Source organism: Streptomyces sp. YGL11-2, from assembly GCF_050054615.1.
Classification (GTDB): Bacteria; Actinomycetota; Actinomycetes; order Streptomycetales; family Streptomycetaceae; genus Streptomyces.
This window is the reverse complement of the sequence record NZ_JBNHIN010000003.1, coordinates 328,101-346,216: the sequence shown is the minus strand read 5'-3', so window position 1 is coordinate 346,216 and position 18,116 is coordinate 328,101. Positions and strand designations below refer to the sequence as shown.

Annotated in this window: 12 protein-coding genes; all 12 read right to left on the bottom strand. The window is 74.0% G+C overall.

Annotation, left to right across the window (positions count from 1 at the left end):
- Positions 1-18: 18 nt before the first annotated feature.
- Entirely contained in the window at positions 19-3,153 is a 3,135-nt protein-coding gene (locus tag ACO1BR_RS06145) for a helix-turn-helix transcriptional regulator (protein ID WP_426794014.1), read from the bottom strand.
- A gap of 52 nt (positions 3,154-3,205) precedes the next feature.
- Positions 3,206-3,385, bottom strand: a complete 180-nt coding sequence (locus tag ACO1BR_RS06140) for a hypothetical protein (RefSeq protein ID WP_426793968.1) — start codon at positions 3,383-3,385, stop codon at positions 3,206-3,208.
- Positions 3,386-3,575: 190 nt separating this feature from the next.
- Positions 3,576-4,250: a hypothetical protein gene (locus ACO1BR_RS06135; RefSeq protein WP_426793967.1), complete on the bottom strand. Its 675-nt coding sequence runs from the start codon at positions 4,248-4,250 to the stop codon at positions 3,576-3,578.
- A gap of 67 nt (positions 4,251-4,317) precedes the next feature.
- A complete protein-coding gene (locus ACO1BR_RS06130) occupies positions 4,318-6,513 on the bottom strand; it encodes an MMPL family transporter (protein WP_426793966.1) in 2,196 nt (731 codons plus the stop codon).
- Positions 6,514-6,886: 373 nt separating this feature from the next.
- Positions 6,887-7,813, bottom strand: coding sequence for an LLM class F420-dependent oxidoreductase (locus ACO1BR_RS06125; protein WP_426793965.1), 927 nt, complete (start codon positions 7,811-7,813; stop codon positions 6,887-6,889).
- Positions 7,814-8,024: 211 nt separating this feature from the next.
- A complete protein-coding gene (gene gatB / locus ACO1BR_RS06120; protein ID WP_426793964.1) occupies positions 8,025-9,533 on the bottom strand; it encodes an Asp-tRNA(Asn)/Glu-tRNA(Gln) amidotransferase subunit GatB in 1,509 nt (502 codons plus the stop codon).
- Between the two features lie 31 nt (positions 9,534-9,564).
- Positions 9,565-9,807: a membrane protein gene (locus ACO1BR_RS06115; protein WP_043266235.1), complete on the bottom strand. Its 243-nt coding sequence runs from the start codon at positions 9,805-9,807 to the stop codon at positions 9,565-9,567.
- Positions 9,804-11,297 (bottom strand): Asp-tRNA(Asn)/Glu-tRNA(Gln) amidotransferase subunit GatA, encoded by a 1,494-nt coding sequence (gatA, locus tag ACO1BR_RS06110; RefSeq protein ID WP_426793963.1) that lies wholly within the window; start codon positions 11,295-11,297, stop codon positions 9,804-9,806. The genes ACO1BR_RS06115 and gatA overlap by 4 nt, the downstream gene beginning before the upstream one ends.
- A 2-nt stretch (positions 11,298-11,299) precedes the next feature.
- Complete coding sequence (gatC, locus tag ACO1BR_RS06105) at positions 11,300-11,596, bottom strand: Asp-tRNA(Asn)/Glu-tRNA(Gln) amidotransferase subunit GatC (RefSeq protein ID WP_426793962.1); 297 nt, start codon at positions 11,594-11,596, stop codon at positions 11,300-11,302.
- Positions 11,597-11,993: 397 nt separating this feature from the next.
- A complete protein-coding gene (locus ACO1BR_RS06100) occupies positions 11,994-14,102 on the bottom strand; it encodes a putative bifunctional diguanylate cyclase/phosphodiesterase (protein WP_426793961.1) in 2,109 nt (702 codons plus the stop codon).
- A gap of 156 nt (positions 14,103-14,258) precedes the next feature.
- Positions 14,259-16,475 carry an NAD-dependent DNA ligase LigA gene (gene ligA / locus ACO1BR_RS06095; RefSeq protein ID WP_426794013.1) on the bottom strand — a complete coding sequence of 739 codons (2,217 nt, stop codon included), beginning with the start codon at positions 16,473-16,475 and terminating at the stop codon, positions 14,259-14,261.
- Between the two features lie 30 nt (positions 16,476-16,505).
- Complete coding sequence (locus tag ACO1BR_RS06090; protein ID WP_426793960.1) at positions 16,506-17,519, bottom strand: methionine synthase; 1,014 nt, start codon at positions 17,517-17,519, stop codon at positions 16,506-16,508.
- Between the last annotated feature and the right edge of the window lie 597 nt (positions 17,520-18,116).

Genomic DNA, 18,116 nt, shown 5'->3' with positions numbered 1-18,116 from the left:
TCGGCGGCCCGTCGCCGGCTATCTGCTCGCCGTCGGCTCCTCGAACAGCCGCAGCCGGTGGGCGACCGCGCCCGCCTCGCCGCGGCCGGAGACGCCCAGCTTGGCGAGGATGTTGGAGACGTGCACGCTGGCGGTCTTCGGCGAGATGAACAGGGCGTCGGCTATCTGGCGGTTGCTGCGGCCGTCGGCGACCAGGCGGAGCACATCGCGCTCGCGCGGGGTCAGGCCGAGGGATTCCGCGGGGACGGTGCCGTCCGGGGCCCGGTCCCCGGCGGCGCGGGACGCCTCGGGCGCGGCGGGGGCCGCCAGACCGGGGACGGGTATCCGGGCGCGCTGGGCGAGGAGTTCGAGCTCGTCGGCGAGCGGGCGGGCGCCCATCGCCGCGGCGGCGGCGTGCGCCTGGCCGAGCAGCAGCACGGCGGCCTCGCGCGGGGTGCGGCCGTCGAGGCCGGCGGTGGCCCGCTCGGCGCCGTGCAGCAGCGATTCGGCCCAGCGGTAGCAGGCCCAGGCGAGTTCGTGCGGGCGCTCCAGCCGTTCGAAGGCGGCGACCGTCTCGGCCCAGGCGTCGGGGGCCTCGCGGCCCTCGGCACGGAGGAGTTCGGCCTCGACCGCGAGGCCGAACGCGTCCCAGACCGGGGCGATCCGCGGCAGCCGCTTGGCAGCGTCGCGGATCCGGGTGAGGATCCGGACCCGGCCCGGCTCGGCGGACGGCAGACCGCGGACATCGGACTCGGCGGCGGTCGCCGACCACAGGAGCGGCCAGGCGTAGCGCTGGAGGCCGGGGGCGAAGCCGGCGTCGAGGGCCGACTGGACAAGGATGGCGCGCGCGTCGAGGATGCGGCCCCGGCGGGCGGCGAGCCGCAGCGCGTGCCGCGCCATGGGCAGGGCGTGCTGCGGCTGGGGGTCGTGGGTGCCGTAGTGCTCCTGGGCGACGGCCAGTTCGCGCTCGGCGGCGGCGAGGTCGCCGCCGTCCAGGGCGAGGCCCGTGAGGCGGCTGGCGGCCAGGGCGGTGGCGCGGGGGTTCTGGGCGAAGCGGTGGGCGTCGGCGGCGGCCCGGCCCGCCTCCGCCCAGCGGCCCAGCGACTGGAGCGACTCGGCGCGGTTGCTCAGCACCCAGCTGGTGGTGTCCTTGAGGCCGTAGCGGGTGGTGAGTTCGACGCCCTGCTGGGTGACCTCGACCGCCTCGCGGGACCGGCCGACGCCTTCGAGGTTGCCCGCGAGGTTGATGTGGCCGCGGCCGATGACGGCGAGACAGCCGCGGGCCACGGCGCGGTCCAGCACCGTACGGAAGTCGGCCAGGCCCTCCTCGATCTCCCCGGCGTCGATCCGCAGCCCCGCCAGCGTCACCCGGGAATTCAGCTCCGCCTCCTCGTCGCCCACCAACCGGGCCAGCTCCACGGCCCGTTCGGCGGTGGTGAACGTGCCGGGGCCCGGCTCGTGGAGCATCTGCCAGCTGGCGACGGCGGCCATCACGGCGGCGTGCACGGAGGACGGCGGCAGACCGCGCATCAGCTCCTGGGCCCGGCCCAGGTCCTCCCAGCCGTTGCCGCGGCCGGTGCCCTGGCAGAGCCGGGAGCGCTGGAGGAGGAACCAGGCGGTGCGATGGGGGTCCCCCTTGCCCGAACCGTGGTGCGGGCCCGGGGCGGCGCCGTCCTCGCCGCGCAGCGCGCGCAGGGCGCGCTTGGTGATGGTGAAGGCCCGCTCGCTGTCGCCGGACAGCCGGGCGGCCACCGCGATCTCGGCGAGCAGGTCGAGGAAGCGCAGCGCGTCGTCGTCGCAGCCGCAGGCCGGGTACGCCTCGGCGTAGTCGATCGGGCGCACGCCCTGGCGGACCTCCGGGGGCGCGTCGTCCCACAGCTCCAGGGCGCGGTCCAGCAGCCGCAGTTGCTCGGCGTAGGCATGGCGGCGGCGGGCCTGGACGGAGGCGGCGAGCACCGCGGGCAGCGCCTTGGCGGCGTCATGGGCCTTGTACCAGTAACTGGCCAGGCGGGTGGCGCAGACGTCGGAGCGGACCAGCGAGCGGTCGGCCTCCAGCGCCTCGGCGTACCGGCGGTTGAGCCGGGTGCGCTCGCCGGGCAGCAGGTCGTCGACGACGGCCTCGCGGACCAGCGCGTGCCGGAAGCGGTAGCCCGTGCCGTCCTGGGTGGGGAGGAGGGTGTTGCTGCCGACGGCCGCCCGCAGCGCCTCGATGAGGTCGTCCTCGGGCATCCGACAGACGGCGGCGAGGAGTTCGTGCTCGACCGTGGAGCCGCCCTCGGCGGCGATCCGCACCACCCGCTGGGCGTCCTCGGGCAGCGCCTCGACCCGCACCAGCAGCAGATCGCGCAGCGGATCGCTGAGGCCGTACCGGGAGCCCTCGGCGAGGCCGCGGGCCAGCTCCTCGACGAAGAAGGCATTGCCCTCGGAGCGCTTGAACACCCGGTCGACGGTGTCCTCTTCGGGCTCGCTGCCCTGGATCCCGGCGATCTGGGAGCGGACCTCGTCGCGGGTGAAGCGGGCCAGTTCGACGCGGCGGACGGTCCGCATCCGGTCGATCTCGGCGAGGAACGGGCGCAGCGGATGGCGGCGGTGGATGTCGTCGGAGCGGTACGTCGCCACCAGCAGGACGTCGGCGTCGTGCAGGGCGCGCAGGAGGTAGGCCAGCAGCTCGCGGGTGGAGCGGTCGGCCCAGTGGAGGTCCTCGATGACGATGACCAGGGTGCGGTGGGCGGCCAGCCGCTCCAGGAGCCGGGCGGTCAGCTCGAAGAGGCGGGCGCGGCCGGTCTCCTCGTCGTGGGAATCGCCGGCGGTCTCCCCCAACTCCGGCAGGATGCGGGCCAGTTCGCCCTCCTGGCCGGCTACAGCGGCGGCCAGCTCCGCGGGCAGATGGGCGTTGAGGGTGTGCAGAATCGAGGAGAAGGGGGCGAACGGCAGGCCCTCGGAGCCGATCTCGATGCAGCCGCCGAGCGCGACCAGCGCGCCCTGCGCGCGGGCCGTCTCGCCGAACTCCTCGATGAGCCGGGTCTTGCCGACCCCGGCCTCGCCGCCGATCAGCAGGGCCTGGGGCGCGCCGGACGCCGTGACCTGCGCCAGCGCGTCGCGCAGCGCGGTGAGTTCGGCCGCGCGGCCGACGAACACGGGGCTGATGGCTCTGTTCTCCACGCTGCCGAGCATCGCACAGGGGTCTGACAATGCGGCAGTGGGCCAGGTGTGTTGTCCGCCGCGGTCAGGCGCCGGCGCGCCGTACCCGCCACCGCCGGACGCTCACCCGCCTTTCCGGTTCGCCGCCCCCTGAAGAGGCGGCGGCGCGTGCCACTTCGGTGGCCTCGCGGACCAGGCGCCGCCGGTCGGCCTCGCGGCGCAGTTCCTCGTAGCGGACCCGGATCTCCGGTTCGGAGGTGTACATGATGTCTCCCTCGACGGTGGTGGGCCGGCGCCCCGGCCGTCTGCCGGGGCGCCGCTGTGCTCCACTCTCGTCGCCGAGGGGGGTCCGCCACATCGGGAGGGTTCCCGATCTCCGTGGCCCGGTGGTGCTTAGAGACCGGGTCCGTGTCACGGAGGGGGCTTAGGGAGCGGCACCGCCGCCCCCGGAGGGCTTAGGCACCGCCGCCGGGCCCCTTAGGGATGCTGGGCATGCTCGCGAACAGGTCGAGGTACATCCCCGCGGAGATCAGGAGCCCCAGTACGCCCAGCGCCAGCGCGCCCCAGGCGACGGCCCGCACCCAGGTGCTCCGGCGGCCGGTCAGCACCACCGTGGCGACGAGCATGGCGAGCACCGCGAACACCCCGTTGACCAGGGCGGTGGTGTGCCAGGGCGCACCGTAGACGGTGGCGATCTGGTCGGTGGCCTTGCCGGACTGGAGCTTGATCTGGCCCAGCAGCGTCTGCCGTTCGGCCATCAGCGTGCCGAGCCAGGTACCGGTGAGGGAGGCCAGTCCCAGTCCGGCCGCGACCACGGCGCCGGCGCCGGCGGCCACCCCGGTGGCGGCAGGTCCGGGCGCCGACTCGTCGTCGCCGTCGCCGTCGTCGTCGGTGCCGGTTTCGGCGGTGTCGGCGGCGGCCTGCGCGCTCTCGTCGGCGCCGTCCTCGGGCTCCGTGCCCTTACCCGCTTCCGCGGCCTTCCCCGTGGCGCCGGCCCGCTCCGCGGTCCCGGTCGTCCCGTCCTGCTCGGCCTTGCCCGCCTCCTCGGCCTTCCCTGGCTCCACGGCCTTCCCCGTCGTGCCGGCCGCGGTCGTCTCGTCGTCGGATCGTTTGTCGGTCGTCGTTCCCATGGGCGCGACCGTAGGGGCCCTGTCTGAGAGTCGTATGAGAGACCCCGAAAGCCCGGCACGCCGGCGCTCAGACCTCCAGCAGCGCGGGCGCGTCCTCCCCGTCCCGCGGCCCGGGCCGTTCCGGCGGCGGTTCGATGCTCAGCCGCGGCAGCCGGCGCTCCAGCCAGACCGGCAGCCACCAGTTGGCGCCGCCGAGCAGGTGCATCAGGGCGGGGACGAGCAGCGTGCGGAGGACGAAGGCGTCCAGGGCGACGGCGGCGGCCAGGCCGATGCCGAACATCGCGATGATGCGGTCGCCGCTGAGGATGAAGGCGGCGAACACCGCGATCATGATGACCGCCGCCGAGTTGATCACCCGGCTGGTCTCGGCGAGCCCGACGCGTACGGCCCGGCGGTTGTCGCCGGTCAGTTGCCACTCCTCGTACATCCGGCTGACCAGGAAGACCTGGTAGTCCATGGAGAGCCCGAAGAGGACGGAGACCATGATCACCGGCAGGAAGGGCTCGATCGGGCCCGCGCTGCCCAGCCCCAGTGCCTCGCTCCCCCATCCCCACTGGAAGATCGCGACGACGATCCCGAAGGACGCGGCGACGGCCGCGAGGTTCATCAGCGCGGCCTTGAGGGGGATGCCGATGCTGCGGAAGGCGAGCAGCAGCAGAAGGGAGCCGAGACCGATGACGACGCCCATGAAGAGCGGGAGTTTGCCGATGATGACGCCGGCGAAGTCGTCGTAGCCGGCAGTCACCCCGCCGACGTGCACCCGCATCGTGGTGCCGTCCTCGGCGGCCGGCAGGATGCCGCCGCGCAGCCGCTGCACCAGGTCGGAGGTCTGCTGGGACTGCGGTGAGCTGGTCGGCACGACCGTGATCACGCCGGTGGCGTGGCCGCCGTCGAACTCCGGCCCGCTGACGTGGGCGACGCCGGGGGTGTGCCGCAGCTCCTCCGGCAGCTTGGCGAAGGCGAGCTGGTCCTGGGCCCCGTCGAGCGAACCGACCACCGTCAGCGGCCCGTTGAACCCGGGCCCGAAGCCGTCCGCCAGCAGGTCGTACGCCTTGCGGGTGGTGGACGTCGCCGGGTCGTTGCCCTGGTCGGAGGTGCCGAGGTGGAGGCCGAGGGTGGGCAGCGCGAGGGTGAGCATGACGGCGGCGGCGAGGGCGCCGAGCAGTTTGGGGTGCCGTTCGACGAAGCCGGACCAGCGGGCGGCCATCCCGGCGCGGCGTTCGGGCCGCGGGCCGCGGGCGGCCAGCCGGCGGCGCTCGCGGCGGCCCAGCGCCCGGGTGCCGATCAGGCCGAGCAGCGCGGGCAGCAGGGTGACGGAGGCGGCGACGGTCAGGACGACGGTGAGCGAGGCGGCGAGCGCGACGCCGTTGAGGAAGCCCAGCCGCAGCGTGAGCATGCCGAGCAGCGCGATGCAGACGGTGGCCCCGGCGAAGACGACCGCGCGCCCGGACACCGTCACGGCGCGTTCGGCGGCCTCCTGGACGGACAGGCCGGCGCGCAGCCCTCTGCGGTGCCGGGTGACGATGAAGAGCGCGTAGTCGATGCCCACGCCGAGGCCGATCAGCATGCCCAGCATCGGGGCGAAGTCGGCGACCGTCATGGCGTGGCTGAGCAGGCTGATCCCGGCGGAGGCGGTGCCGACGGCGGCCAGCGCGGTGACGATCGGCAGCAGGGTCGCGGCCAGCGACCCGAAGGCGAGGAAGAGGACCACGGCCGCCGCGCACAGCCCGATCACTTCCGGCAGCTGGGCGCGCGGCGCCTGGGTCAGCGAGATCCCGGCGCCGCCCAGCTCCACCTGGAGGCCGTGGCCGGACGCGGCCTTCGCGGTGCTCACGACCGCGCGGACCTGGCCCGCGGGCAGGTCGTCGGTGGAGCTCTTGAAGAGGACGGAGGCGTAGGCGGTGCGGCCGTCGTGGCTGATCTGCCCGGCGCCCTGCGGCCCGTAGGGGCCCTGGACCTCGGCAACGCCGGGAAGCCGGGAGACCTCGGCGAGCGTGTGCGCCATCTTCTTCTCGACGGCGGCGGAGCGCACCGTGCCGGACGCGGTGTGCCACACGATGCTGTCGCTGTCCCCGGACTGCCCCGGAAACGCCTTCGCCATCAGCGCGCCGGCCTGGCCGGACTCGGTGCCGGGGACCTCGTAGTCGCTGGAGTACGCGGCTCCGGTCAGCCCGGCGGCGACGGCGACCCCCGCGAAGGCGGCGAGCCAGAGGACGATCACCACGATGCGGCGCCGGAGGCACCACCGAGCGAGAGCGGTCACGGGCTGCTTCCCGGATTGTGCGCCGATATCTCCCGGGAGCGGGTGGTGCCGAACGCGGACGGACAGGGCTGCGCGGAGCAGGCGCGGGGCGGCCCGTCGCGTTCCGGAGAAGGGGCGGCGGGCCGGGCTCTCGGTGCAGGGTGCCAGCCCGAAAAGATCCTTTGACCGCTTTGTGGCCTTCCCCACAAAGACCGGGGAATAGGCAACCCAGACCACTTATGGGCTTGTTATTCCCGGGCAAACACCCCTTACCGTGCGATTGCCGCCCGGCGGCCGACTCCTGACCGTTCCCGCCGCGACCCCCGGCCGTACCCGTGGACCCCACTCGGCCGTTCCGAGGCGCCCCCACGGCCGCTCCGGGGTGCCCCGCCGCTCAGTGCGCGGTCAACGCCGGTGCCAGCTCCCGCAGTTGGTCGATGCCCAGGCCCGGTCCGGGGACGACCGGCTGGATCGCCACATGGTCGGCGCCCGCGTCGTGGTGTTCCCGGATGCGCTCCCGGATCGCGTCCACGTCGCCCCAGGCCACGATGGCGTCGACCAGCCGGTCGCTGCCGCCGTCCTGGAAGTCGGCGTCCTCGAAGCCGAGCCGGCGCAGGCTGTTCACGTAGTTGGGCAGCGCCAGGTAGAAGCCGAGGTGGTGTGCGCGCACCTGGGCGCGGGCGGTCGCCGGGTCGGTCTCCAGGAGCACGGCCTGCTCGGGAGCGAGCAGCGGGCCCTCGCCCAGGGCCTTGCGGGCGCGGGCGGTGTGCTCGGGCGTGACGAAATACGGGTGCGCGCCGGCCGCCCGCTCCGCGGCCAGCTCCAGCATCTTGGGGCCCAGCGCCGCCAGCACGCGGGCCGGCGGCGGGCTCGCGGGGGCGTCGTACGGGGCCGTGTCCATCGCGTCCAGATAGGCGCGCATCGCGGCGAGCGGCTTGGCGTAGGTGTGGCCGCGCCCCTCGACCTGCGGCGCGTGGCTGGCGCCCAGGCCCAGCAGGAACCGGCCGTCGTACGCCTCGGCGAGGGTGTGCGCCCCGGCGTTCATCGCCGTCGCGTCGCGGACCCAGATGTTGGCGATACCGGTGGCGACGGTCAGCCGCTCGGTCGCAGCCAGCAGCAGCCCGGCGTGGCTGAACGCCTCCTTGGTGGCCTGCGCCTCGCCGAACCACAGCGCCCCGTAGCCCAGCCGCTCGATCTCGGCCGCGAACTCGCGCCCCGCCGCGGCCGACGCCCGGCCCAGCCCGCCGTGCCAGACGCCGACCCGGCCGAGCCGCGCGGCGATCGCCCGCGGGTCCTGAACGGCTGTGTCCTGCTGCGTCATTGCTCGTTCCTCCAGTGTCCGGCGGGCGGTGACCCGAGGTCCCGTATCCGTTGATCCTTTGCCGGTGACAGCACCGCGGGCGGGCGCGGCATTCCGCCCCGGAGCGGGAAGATCGAGAATTCCGGCCGGGGGCGGGGGGCGTCGGCGTATACGACGGAGCGGCCGCCCCTCCGTAGAGGGACGGCCGCTCCGTACCGGCACGATCCGGGAATCAGCCCTCGACGCCGAGCTTCTCCAAGATCAGCTCCCGCACCCGGGCGGCGTCCGCCTGGCCGCGGGTGGCCTTCATGACCGCACCGACCAGGGCACCGGCCGCGGCGACCTTGCCGCCGCGGATCTTGTCGGCGATGGCGGCGTTGGCGGCGATCGCCTCGTCGACGGCGGTGCCGAGGGCACCCTCGTCGGAGACGACCTTCAGCCCGCGCTTCTCGACGACCGTGTCGGGGTCGCCCTCACCGGCCAGCACGCCCTCGATGGCCTGGCGGGCCAGCTTGTCGTTGAGCGAGCCGTCGGCGACCAGCGCGGTCACCCGGGCGACCTGCTCGGGGGTGATCGGCAGTGCCGACAGCTCCACGCCGTCCTCGTTGGCGCGGCGGGCCAGCTCGCCCATCCACCACTTGCGGGCCGCCGCGGAGTCCGCACCGGCCTCGACGGTGGCGACGATCAGGTCGACCGCGCCGGCGTTGAGGATCGACTGCATGTCGTGCTCGGAGACGCCCCACTCCTCGCGCAGCCGGTTGCGGCGCACCCGCGGCAGCTCGGGCAGCCCGGCCCGCAGCTCCTCGACCCACTCGCGGGAGGGGGCCACCGGCACCAGGTCCGGCTCGGGGAAGTAGCGGTAGTCCTCGGCCTCTTCCTTGACCCGGCCGGAGGTCGTGGAGCCGTCCTCCTCGTGGAAGTGGCGGGTCTCCTGGATGATCGTGCCGCCGGAGGACAGCACCGCGGCGTGGCGCTGGATCTCGAAGCGGGCGGCGCGCTCCACGGAGCGCAGCGAGTTGACGTTCTTGGTCTCCGAGCGGGTGCCGAACTTCTCGGTGCCGTTGGGGCGCAGCGAGAGGTTCACGTCGCAGCGCATCTGGCCCATCTCCATACGGGCCTCGGAGACGCCCAGCGCCCTGATCAGCTCACGCAGCTCGGCGACGTACGCCCTGGCGACCTCGGGGGCCCGCTCGCCGGCGCCCTCGATGGGCTTGGTGACGATCTCGATGAGCGGGATGCCGGCGCGGTTGTAGTCCAGCAGCGAGTGCCGGGCGCCGTGGATCCGGCCGGTGGCACCGCCGATGTGGGTGGACTTGCCGGTGTCCTCCTCCATGTGCGCGCGCTCGATGTGGACGCGGAAGACCTCGCCGTCCTCCAGCTGCACGTCCAGGTAGCCGTCGAAGGCGATCGGCTCGTCGTACTGGGACGTCTGGAAGTTCTTGGGCATGTCCGGATAGAAGTAGTTCTTCCGGGCGAAGCGGCACCAGTCGGCGATGGTGCAGTTCAGCGCCAGGCCGATCTTGACGGCGGACTCCACACCGGTCGCGTTGACGACCGGCAGCGAGCCGGGCAGGCCCAGGCAGGTGGGGCAGGTCTGCGAGTTGGGCTCGGCGCCCAGGGTGGTGGCGCACCCGCAGAACATCTTGGTGGCGGTGCCGAGTTCGACGTGCACCTCAAGACCCATCACGGGGTCGTAGGTAGCCAGCGCGTCCTCGTACGGCACCAGGTCGGTGACAGTCACGGTGAAACTAACCTCTCAGGTCCGGCGCCGGTCAGTCCGCGAGGACGTCGTCGTCGTTGAGACGGCGCAGTTCGCGGATGAGCAGGGCGACGCCGGTGACGATGGCGGCGGCGGAGACGACGGCGTCGACCAGCTGGAGCGTGTCGTGCTCCCCCCTGGCCTTCTTCGCCTGCTTCACGACGCTCACCGCGCCGAACAGCGTGGTGCCGATGGACAGATACGTGCCGGGCTTGGACTTCTTGAAGCCCTTGGCCTTCGCGAGCTTGCCACTCATAGTGCAGGTGCCTCCTCAAGCAGGTGATGGCCCCACTTCTCGGTGAACGCGGCCTCGACCGCGGCACCGACCGTGTAGAGCCGGTCGTCCTTCATGGCCGGGGCGACGATCTGGAGACCGACCGGCAGGCCGTCCTCGGGAGCCAGACCGCAGGGCAGCGACATGGCGGCGTTGCCCGCCAGGTTGACGGGGAGCGTGCACACGTCGGCGAGGTACATCGCCATCGGGTCGTCGGCCCGCTCGCCGATCGGGAACGCGGTGGTCGGCGTGGTCGGCGAGACGATCACGTCGACCTGCTCGAACGCCTTCTCGAAGTCGCGGGTGATGAGGGTTCGGACCTTCTGGGCGCTGCCGTAGTACGCGTCGTAGTAGCCGGAGCTGAGCGCGTACGTGCCGAGGATGATGCGGCGCTTGACCTCGGGGCCGAAGCCGGCCTCGCGGGTCAGGGCGGTGACCTCCTCGGCGGACTTCGTGCCGTCGTCGCCGACCCGCAGGCCGTAGCGCATGGCGTCGAAGCGGGCGAGGTTGGAGGAGCACTCGGACGGCGCGATCAGGTAGTACGCGGCCAGCGCCAGGTCGAAGGACGGGCAGTCCAGCTCGACGATCTCGGCGCCCAGCTCCTTGAGGAGGGCGACGGACTCGTCGAAGCGCTGGAGCACACCGGCCTGGTAGCCCTCGCCGCGGAACTGCTTGACGACGCCGACCCGCATGCCCTCGACGCTGCCGTTGCGGGCCGCCTCGACGACCGGCGGGACCGGAGCGTCGATGGAGGTGGAGTCCAGCGGGTCGTGGCCGGCGATGGCCTCGTGGAGCAGCGCCGCGTCCAGCACCGTACGGGCGCACGGGCCGCCCTGGTCCAGGGAGCTGGAGAAGGCCACCATGCCGTAGCGGGAGACGCCGCCGTAGGTGGGCTTGACGCCGACGGTGCCGGTGACGGCGGCGGGCTGGCGGATGGAGCCGCCGGTGTCCGTGCCGATGGCGAGCGGGGCCTGGAAGGACGCCAGCGCGGCGGAGGAGCCGCCGCCGGAGCCGCCGGGGATCTTGGTCAGGTCCCAGGGGTTGCCGGTCGGGCCGTAGGCGCTGTTCTCGGTGGAGGACCCCATGGCGAACTCGTCCATGTTGGTCTTGCCGAGGATGACGACATCGGCGGCCTTGAGCTTCTTGGTCAGGGTCGCGTCGTACGGCGGGATCCAGCCTTCGAGGATCTTCGAGCCGACGGTGGTGGGCATGCCCTCCGTCGTGAAGATGTCCTTGAGGGCCAGCGGGACGCCGGCCAGCGGGCCCAGCTCCTCGCCGCGGGCCCGCTTCTCGTCGACGGCGCGGGCCTGGGCCAGCGCGCCCTCGCGGTCCACGTGCAGGAAGGCGTGCACCTTCTCGTCGACGGCCTCGATACGGGCCAGGTGGGCCTCGGTCACCTCGACGGCGGTGAGCTCGCCGGAGGCGATCTTCGCCGCGATCTCGGCGGCGGTGAGCTTGATCAGGTCGGCCATGGTCACTCCTCGCCCAGGATCTGCGGCACCCGGAAACGCTGCTGTTCCTGGGCCGGGGCGCCGGAGAGCGCCTGCTCGGGGGTCAGCGACGGACGGACCTCGTCCGACCGCATGACGTTGGTCAGGGGCAGCGGGTGGGAGGTCGGCGGTACGTCTTGATCGGCGACCTCGGAGACGCGGGCGACCGCGCCGATGATGTCGTCGAGCTGTCCGGCGAAGTGGTCGAGCTCTTCGTCCTTCAGCTCCAGACGTGCCAGCCGGGCGAGGTGGGCGACCTCCTCGCGCGTGATGCCAGGCATGCAGCGATCCTCTGGTGTTTTCGGCGGAGTGTTCTGGGCGGGATGTTCCGGTGCGGAGAATTCCGGTCGAATTCTCTGCTGGAGTTTTCCGGGCCAATCCTATGGCGTACGGGATCGCTGTCGCGAAACGCTTTCGCCGGGCCGCCCGCGGCGGTGCGGGACGGCCCGGCCGGCACCGGCGCACGGTGCCGGCACGGCCGCGGGCGGAGGCGTCAGGCGCCGCCCGCCGGCGGGGGTACCGGGTCGTCCGGCGGGGGTACCGGGTCGTCCGGCGGCTGCTGCGGCCCGCGGTCGGCGGGGCCGTTCTCGTCGAGCCGGGGCTCGGCCGCCGGGTCAGGCGGGGCCGGGAGCTGCGGGGGTTCTTCGGAGCGGGGACACGGGACGGCCGGTGGCCGGGTCACTTCAGGACCTGTCCCGAAGGGCGCTCGGCTGCCTTCTCCGCCGCCAGGGCGGTCGTCTCCGATTCGCGCTGCCAGCCGCGTTCGCCGCGGGCCCTGAGCCAGGCCGTGGTCTCGTCCGGTGGCATCGCGGCGGCCACCAGCCAGCCCTGCACGGCGTCGCAGCCGAGGTCCCGCAATCGCTCCCAGGTCTCGTCGTCCTCGACGCCCTCGGCGACGACCAGCAGGCCCAGGGAGTGCGCGAGGTCGAGGGTGCAGCGGACGATCTCGGCGTCCTCGGTGTCGACGGCCAGCCGGGCCACGAAGGAGCGGTCGATCTTGAGCTCGCTGACCGGGAGGCGGCGCAGGTGAACCAGCGAGCTGTAGCCGGTGCCGAAGTCGTCCAGCGACATCTTCACGCCGTGGGCGGTGAGCCCGGCGAGGGTGTCGGCGGCCCGCTGCGGGTCCTCCAGCAGGACGTGCTCGGTTATCTCCAGCTGGAGCGCCCCGGGCGGGACGCGGTGCCGGGCCAGCCGGGCGGCGACCGCCCCGGCGAAGCCCGGCGAGTGCACGTCGCGCGGGGAGACGTTGACCGCGACCGGCACCTCCAGGCCCATCGCGCGCCAGCGCGCCACCTGGGCGAGCGCGGTCTCCAGGACGTACTCGGTCAGCCGGGGCATCAGCCCGGAGGACTCGGCGATGGCGATGAACTCGTCGGGTGGCACCCTGCCGCGGTCCGGATGGACCCAGCGGACCAGCGCCTCCAGGCCGGAGACATGCCCGTCGAAGCCGACCTTGGGCTGGTAGTGCAGTTCGACGTCGCCGGCGTCCAGGGCGCGGCGCAGATCGCCCAACAGGCCCAGCCGGTCCGGGGTGTTGCCGTCCCGCTTGGCTTCGTAGAGTTCGACGCCGCTGCGGTCCCGCTTGGCCTGATACATCGCCACATCGGCGCGGCGCAGCAGCCCTTCGGCGTCCAGGGCGTGGTCGGGGAAGACGGCGACCCCCGCGCTGGCTTCGAGCACGAGGGTCAGTCCGTCGAGGTCCAGCGGGGAGCCCAGGGCGGCGACGAGGTTGCGGGCCACCCGCTGGGAGCTGGTGAGGGAGTCGGTGGTCGGCAGCAGGACGGCGAACTCGTCGCCGCCGAGCCGGGCGGCCTCGGCGCCGCGCGGGAGGGCGTGCCGGAGCCGGTCGGCGATCTGCAACAGCAGCCGGTCGCCCGCGAGATGCCCGAGGGTGTCGTTGACCGAGCGGAAGCGGTCCAGGTCGATGAGGACCAGCGCCGACCGGACGCCGACGCGCTCGGCCTCGTCCAGGGCGGACCAGGTGCGCTCCAGCAGCCACTGGCGGTTGGGCAGGCCGGTCAGCGGGTCGCGGAGCTGCTCCTCGGCCCGCGCGCGGGCTATCCAGAGGGTGGAGTCCAGCGCGATGAGCGGCACCGCGAACAGCGGCAGCAGCAGCGGAGCGTTGACCGCGCAGACGGCGATCAGCGGGGAGATGCCGAGCAGTGCGACACCGACGAGTGCCTGGCGCACCACGGCCGTGCGGGCGATGGTGGGCAGTCCGCCGGTGCGCGGCGCCAGGCTGAACCAGAGCAGCGCCCGGCTGACGAGGAGGTAGCCCGCCGCCGTCACCACCACCTGGGGCAGCACGGAGAGGTCCCAGGCATCGGGCGCCCAGGGGTGACGGACCGTCGCGTGCACCCCGCAGGCGGCCAGGGCGAGCGCCGCGGCGCCGATGCCCAGGACGTCAACTGCCCCGTGCACCAGGGCCTGTCGCCAGCGGTGCCGGCGGGCGGCACCGACCAGGACCACGACGGAGAGACTGACCAGGGTGGCCGGCACCCAGCCGTACAGGAGGAGTACGGCGAGGGCGAGGGCGGCGCCGGAGCCCGTGCCGCCCCACCAGCGGTCCCGGCCGAGGGCGACCAGATGGCCGACGATGACGCCGGTCAGGATCGCCAGCGACCAGCCGACGGCGCCTGCCGGGAACAGCGCCCCGCCTTCGCCGAGCGTGCCCACCACACCTGCGGCGAGCGCCAGGCCCGCCGCCATGACGATGGCCGCGGGCAGCGCGGGCACCACGAGCCGGCGGAGCCGCGACGCCGGAGCGGCGCTGTCGGTCGGTTTCATTCCGATCCCTCTCACAGCCGGCTGTGCCCGCGCCACGGCAGGCGCACACGTCAACAGTAGGCCGCGGAAGGCCATCGCGGGCAGCGATCGGCAGCGGTTGCCCGAATGCGACCCGGCCTCCCAGATCCATCTGGTATGCGCCGATAGGGTGACACCTCACTCCTCCTCAGGTGGAGTGACAGCTACCGCTCGTGCCGCCTCGGGACCCTGCTCCAGCAGCACAGCGAAGCCATCATCGTCCAACACAGGGACCTTCAGCTGCATGGCTTTGTCGTACTTCGAACCCGGGTTGTCACCCACCACCACGAATCCGGTCTTCTTCGAAACGGATCCGGTCACCTTCGCACCAAGAGCTTGTAGGGCCTCTTTCGCGCCATCTCTGGTGTGTGACTGAAGTGTGCCCGTTACGACGACGGTGACGCCTTCCAGCGGGCGCGGGCCCTCGTCACCGGCCTGTTCCTCCTCCATACGGACGCCGGCGGCCCGCCAGCGCTCGATGATGTCCCTGTGCCAGTCCTCGGCGAACCACTGCTTGAGCGAGGCGGCGATGGTCCCGCCGACGCCGTCCACGGCGGCGAGTTCCTCCTCGCTGGCGTCCCGGATGCGGTCGATCGAGCGGAACTCCCGGGCCAGCGCCTGCGCCGCGACCGGGCCCACGTGCCGGATGGACAGGCCGGTGAGGATCCGGGCCAGCGGGCGCTCCTTGGCGGCCTGGATGTTCTCCAGCATGGCGAGAGCGTTCTTCTTCGGCTCGCCCTTCTGGTTGGCGAAGAAGGTCACGACCTTCTCCTCGCCGGTCTTCGGGTCGCGCTTGGGCAGGCCCGAATCGGGGTCGAGGACATACGACTTGATGGGCAGCAGCTCCTCGATGGAGAGGTCGAAGAGCCCGCCCTCGTCCTTCAGCGGCGGCTCGGCGGGCTCCAGCGGCTGGCTGAGGGCGGTGGCCGCGACATAGCCGAAGTTCTCGATGTCCAGGCACTTGCGGCCGGCCAGGTAGAACAGCCGCTCGCGGATCTGGGCGGGGCAGGCACGGGCGTTGGGGCAACGGAGGTCGATGTCGCCCTCCTTGGCGGGCTGGAGCGCCGTCCCGCACTCGGGGCACCCGGCCGGCATCACGAACTCCCGCTCGGTGCCGTCCCGCAGGTCGACGACCGGTCCCAGGATCTCCGGGATCACGTCGCCGGCCTTGCGGATCACGACGGTGTCCCCGATGAGCACGCCCTTGGCCTTGACCACGTCCTGGTTGTGCAGGGTGGCGAACTCCACCTCGGAGCCGGCGACCGTGACCGGTGCGACGACCGCGTACGGAGTGACCCGGCCCGTGCGGCCGACGCCGACGCGGATGTCCACCAGCTTGGTGTTGACCTCCTCCGGCGGGTACTTCCAGGCGATCGCCCAGCGCGGTGCCCGTGAGGTCGCGCCCAGCCGCCCCTGGAGCCGGATCTCGTCCAGCTTGACGACGACCCCGTCGATCTCGTGCGCCACGGCCGTGCGGCGGGTTTCGGGGTCGCCGTAGTGGTCGATGAACTCCCGCACCGCGGCGAGCGAGTCGACGACGCGGTTGTGCGCGGCGGTGGGCAGGCCCCACTCCTCCAGCAGGGCGTACGCCTCCGAGAGCCGGTCGATCTCCAGGCCGTCGCGGGCGCCGAGGCCGTGCACGACCATGTGGAGCGGGCGGCTCGCGGTGACCTTGGGGTCCTTCTGGCGCAGCGAACCGGCCGCGGCGTTGCGGGGGTTGGCGAACGGCGGCTTCCCGTCGGCGACAAGGCGCTCGTTGAGCTCCAGGAACTTCTCCATCGGGAAGTAGACCTCGCCGCGGATCTCGACCACGTCGGGGACCCGGTCGCCCGTGAGGCGGTGCGGGATCTCGGCGATCGTGCGGACGTTGGGCGTGATGTCCTCGCCGGTGCGGCCGTCGCCGCGGGTGGCGGCGCGGGTCAGCCGGCCGTGCTCGTAGGTGAGGTTGACCGCGAGGCCGTCGACCTTGAGCTCGCACAGGAAGTGGTAGCCGGCACTGCGCGGATCGCCGCCCAGCTCCCCGGCGATCCGCTCGGCCCAGGCCGCCAACTCGTCGTTGTCGAAGGCGTTGTCCAGCGAGAGCATCCGCTCGCGGTGCGCGACCTCGGTGAACTCCGTGGCGTACGCGCCGGCGACCTTCTGGGTCGGGGAATCCGGGGTGCGCAGCTCCGGATGCTCGTCCTCCAGCGCCTCCAGGGAGCGCAGCAGCCTGTCGAACTCCGCGTCGCTGATGACCGGGGCATCCTTCACGTAATACCGGAAGCGGTGCTCCTCGATCTGCTCAGCGAGCTGCGCGTGCTTCTCCCGCGCCGCTGCGGGCACCTTGGATACCGCTGCGTGCTGTTCGCCAGCCACCGTCATGTCCTCCCGTGTCCTTGAGACCGGTCACTCTGGGTTGTCCGCGAGCGACCTCGCCGCCCGGACGCAGTGGGCGAGCACCGAACGGGCATATGCGGGCGAAGCGCCCGCAAGCCCGCACGCGGGGGTGACCACCACGGACTCCGCGAGGGTCCCCGGTGCCAGCCCCAGCCTGCGCCACAGCGTCCTGACACCCATGACGCTACCGGCAGGGTCTGACAATCGGCCGTCCACGCCCGGCACCACGCCCGCGAACAGCGCCGTACCGCCCTCGACCGCCTCTCCGATCGCCTCCTCCTCACGCTCGGTGAGCAGCCCGAAATCGAACGAGACGCCCGCCGCGCCGGCCCGCCGCAGCAGCCCGAACGGCACCTGCGGCGCGCAGGAGTGGACGACGACCGGACCGCCGTCCGCGGCCCCGACGAGCTCGCGCAGCGCGCTCTCGACGTCCGCCCGGTCCACGGCCCGGTGGGTGCGGTAGCCGCTGGCGGTCCGCACCCGGCCCTGGAGCACCGCGGTCAGCGACGGCTCGTCGAGCTGGAGCACGACCTCGGCGCCCGGCACCCGCCGCCGGACGTCCGCGAGATGGCCGCGCAGCCCCTCCGCCAGGGATGCCACCAGGTCCCGGCGGGCGCCGGGGTCGCCGAGGGCGGCCTCGCCGTTGCGCAGCTCCAGGGAGGCGGCCAGCGTCCACGGGCCGACCGCGGAGACCTTCAGCGGCCCCTCGTACCCCTGGGTGAACTCCTCCAGGGCGTCCAGGTCTTCGCCGAGCCAGGCGCGGGCCCGGCGGGTGTCGCGGCCCGGCCGGTCGCTGATCCGCCAGCCGCTGGGCTCCACATGGGCGTAGAGCTCGACCAGCATCCCCAGGGTCCGGCCGATCATGTCGGCGCCCGGCCCCCGGGCAGGGAGCTCCGGCAGGTGGGGAAAGTCCTCCAGGGACCCGGTGACGGTCCGCGCCGCTTCCCGCGCGTCACCGCCCGGCATCGACCCGATCCCGGTCGCCGCGCCCGCGGCCCACTTGTGCGTGCTGTTCTCGCTCACCCAGGAAGGGTATGCGGCGGGGGGGGGGGGGGGGGGGGGAAGAAGGAAGACGAACCCCCCCCCCCACCCACCCCCCCCCCAACCCCCCCCCCCCCCCCCCCCCCCCCCCCCCCCCCCCCCCCCCCCCCCCCCCCCCCCCCCCCCCCCCCCCCCCCCCCCCCCCCCCCCCCCCCCCCCCCCCCCCCCCCCCCCCCCCCCCCCCCCCCCCCCCCCCCCCCCCCCCCCCCCCCCCCCCCCCCCCCCCCCCCCCCCCCCCCCCCCCCCCCCCCCCCCCCCCCCCCCCCCCCCCCCCCCCCCCCCCCCCCCCCCCCCCCCCCCCCCCCCCCCCCCCCCCCCCCCCCCCCCCCCCCCCCCCCCCCCCCCCCCCCCCCCCCCCCCCCCCCCCCCCCCCCCCCCCCCCCCCCCCCCCCCCCCCCCCCCCCCCCCCCCCCCCCCCCCCCCCCCCCCCCCCCCCCCCCCCCCCCCCCCCCCCCCCCCCCCCCCCCCCCCCCCCCCCCCCCCCCCCCCCCCCCCCCCCCCCCCCCCCCCCCCCCCCCCCCCCCCCCCCCCCCCCCCCCCCCCCCCCCCCCCCCCCCCCCCCCCCCCCCCCCCCCCCCC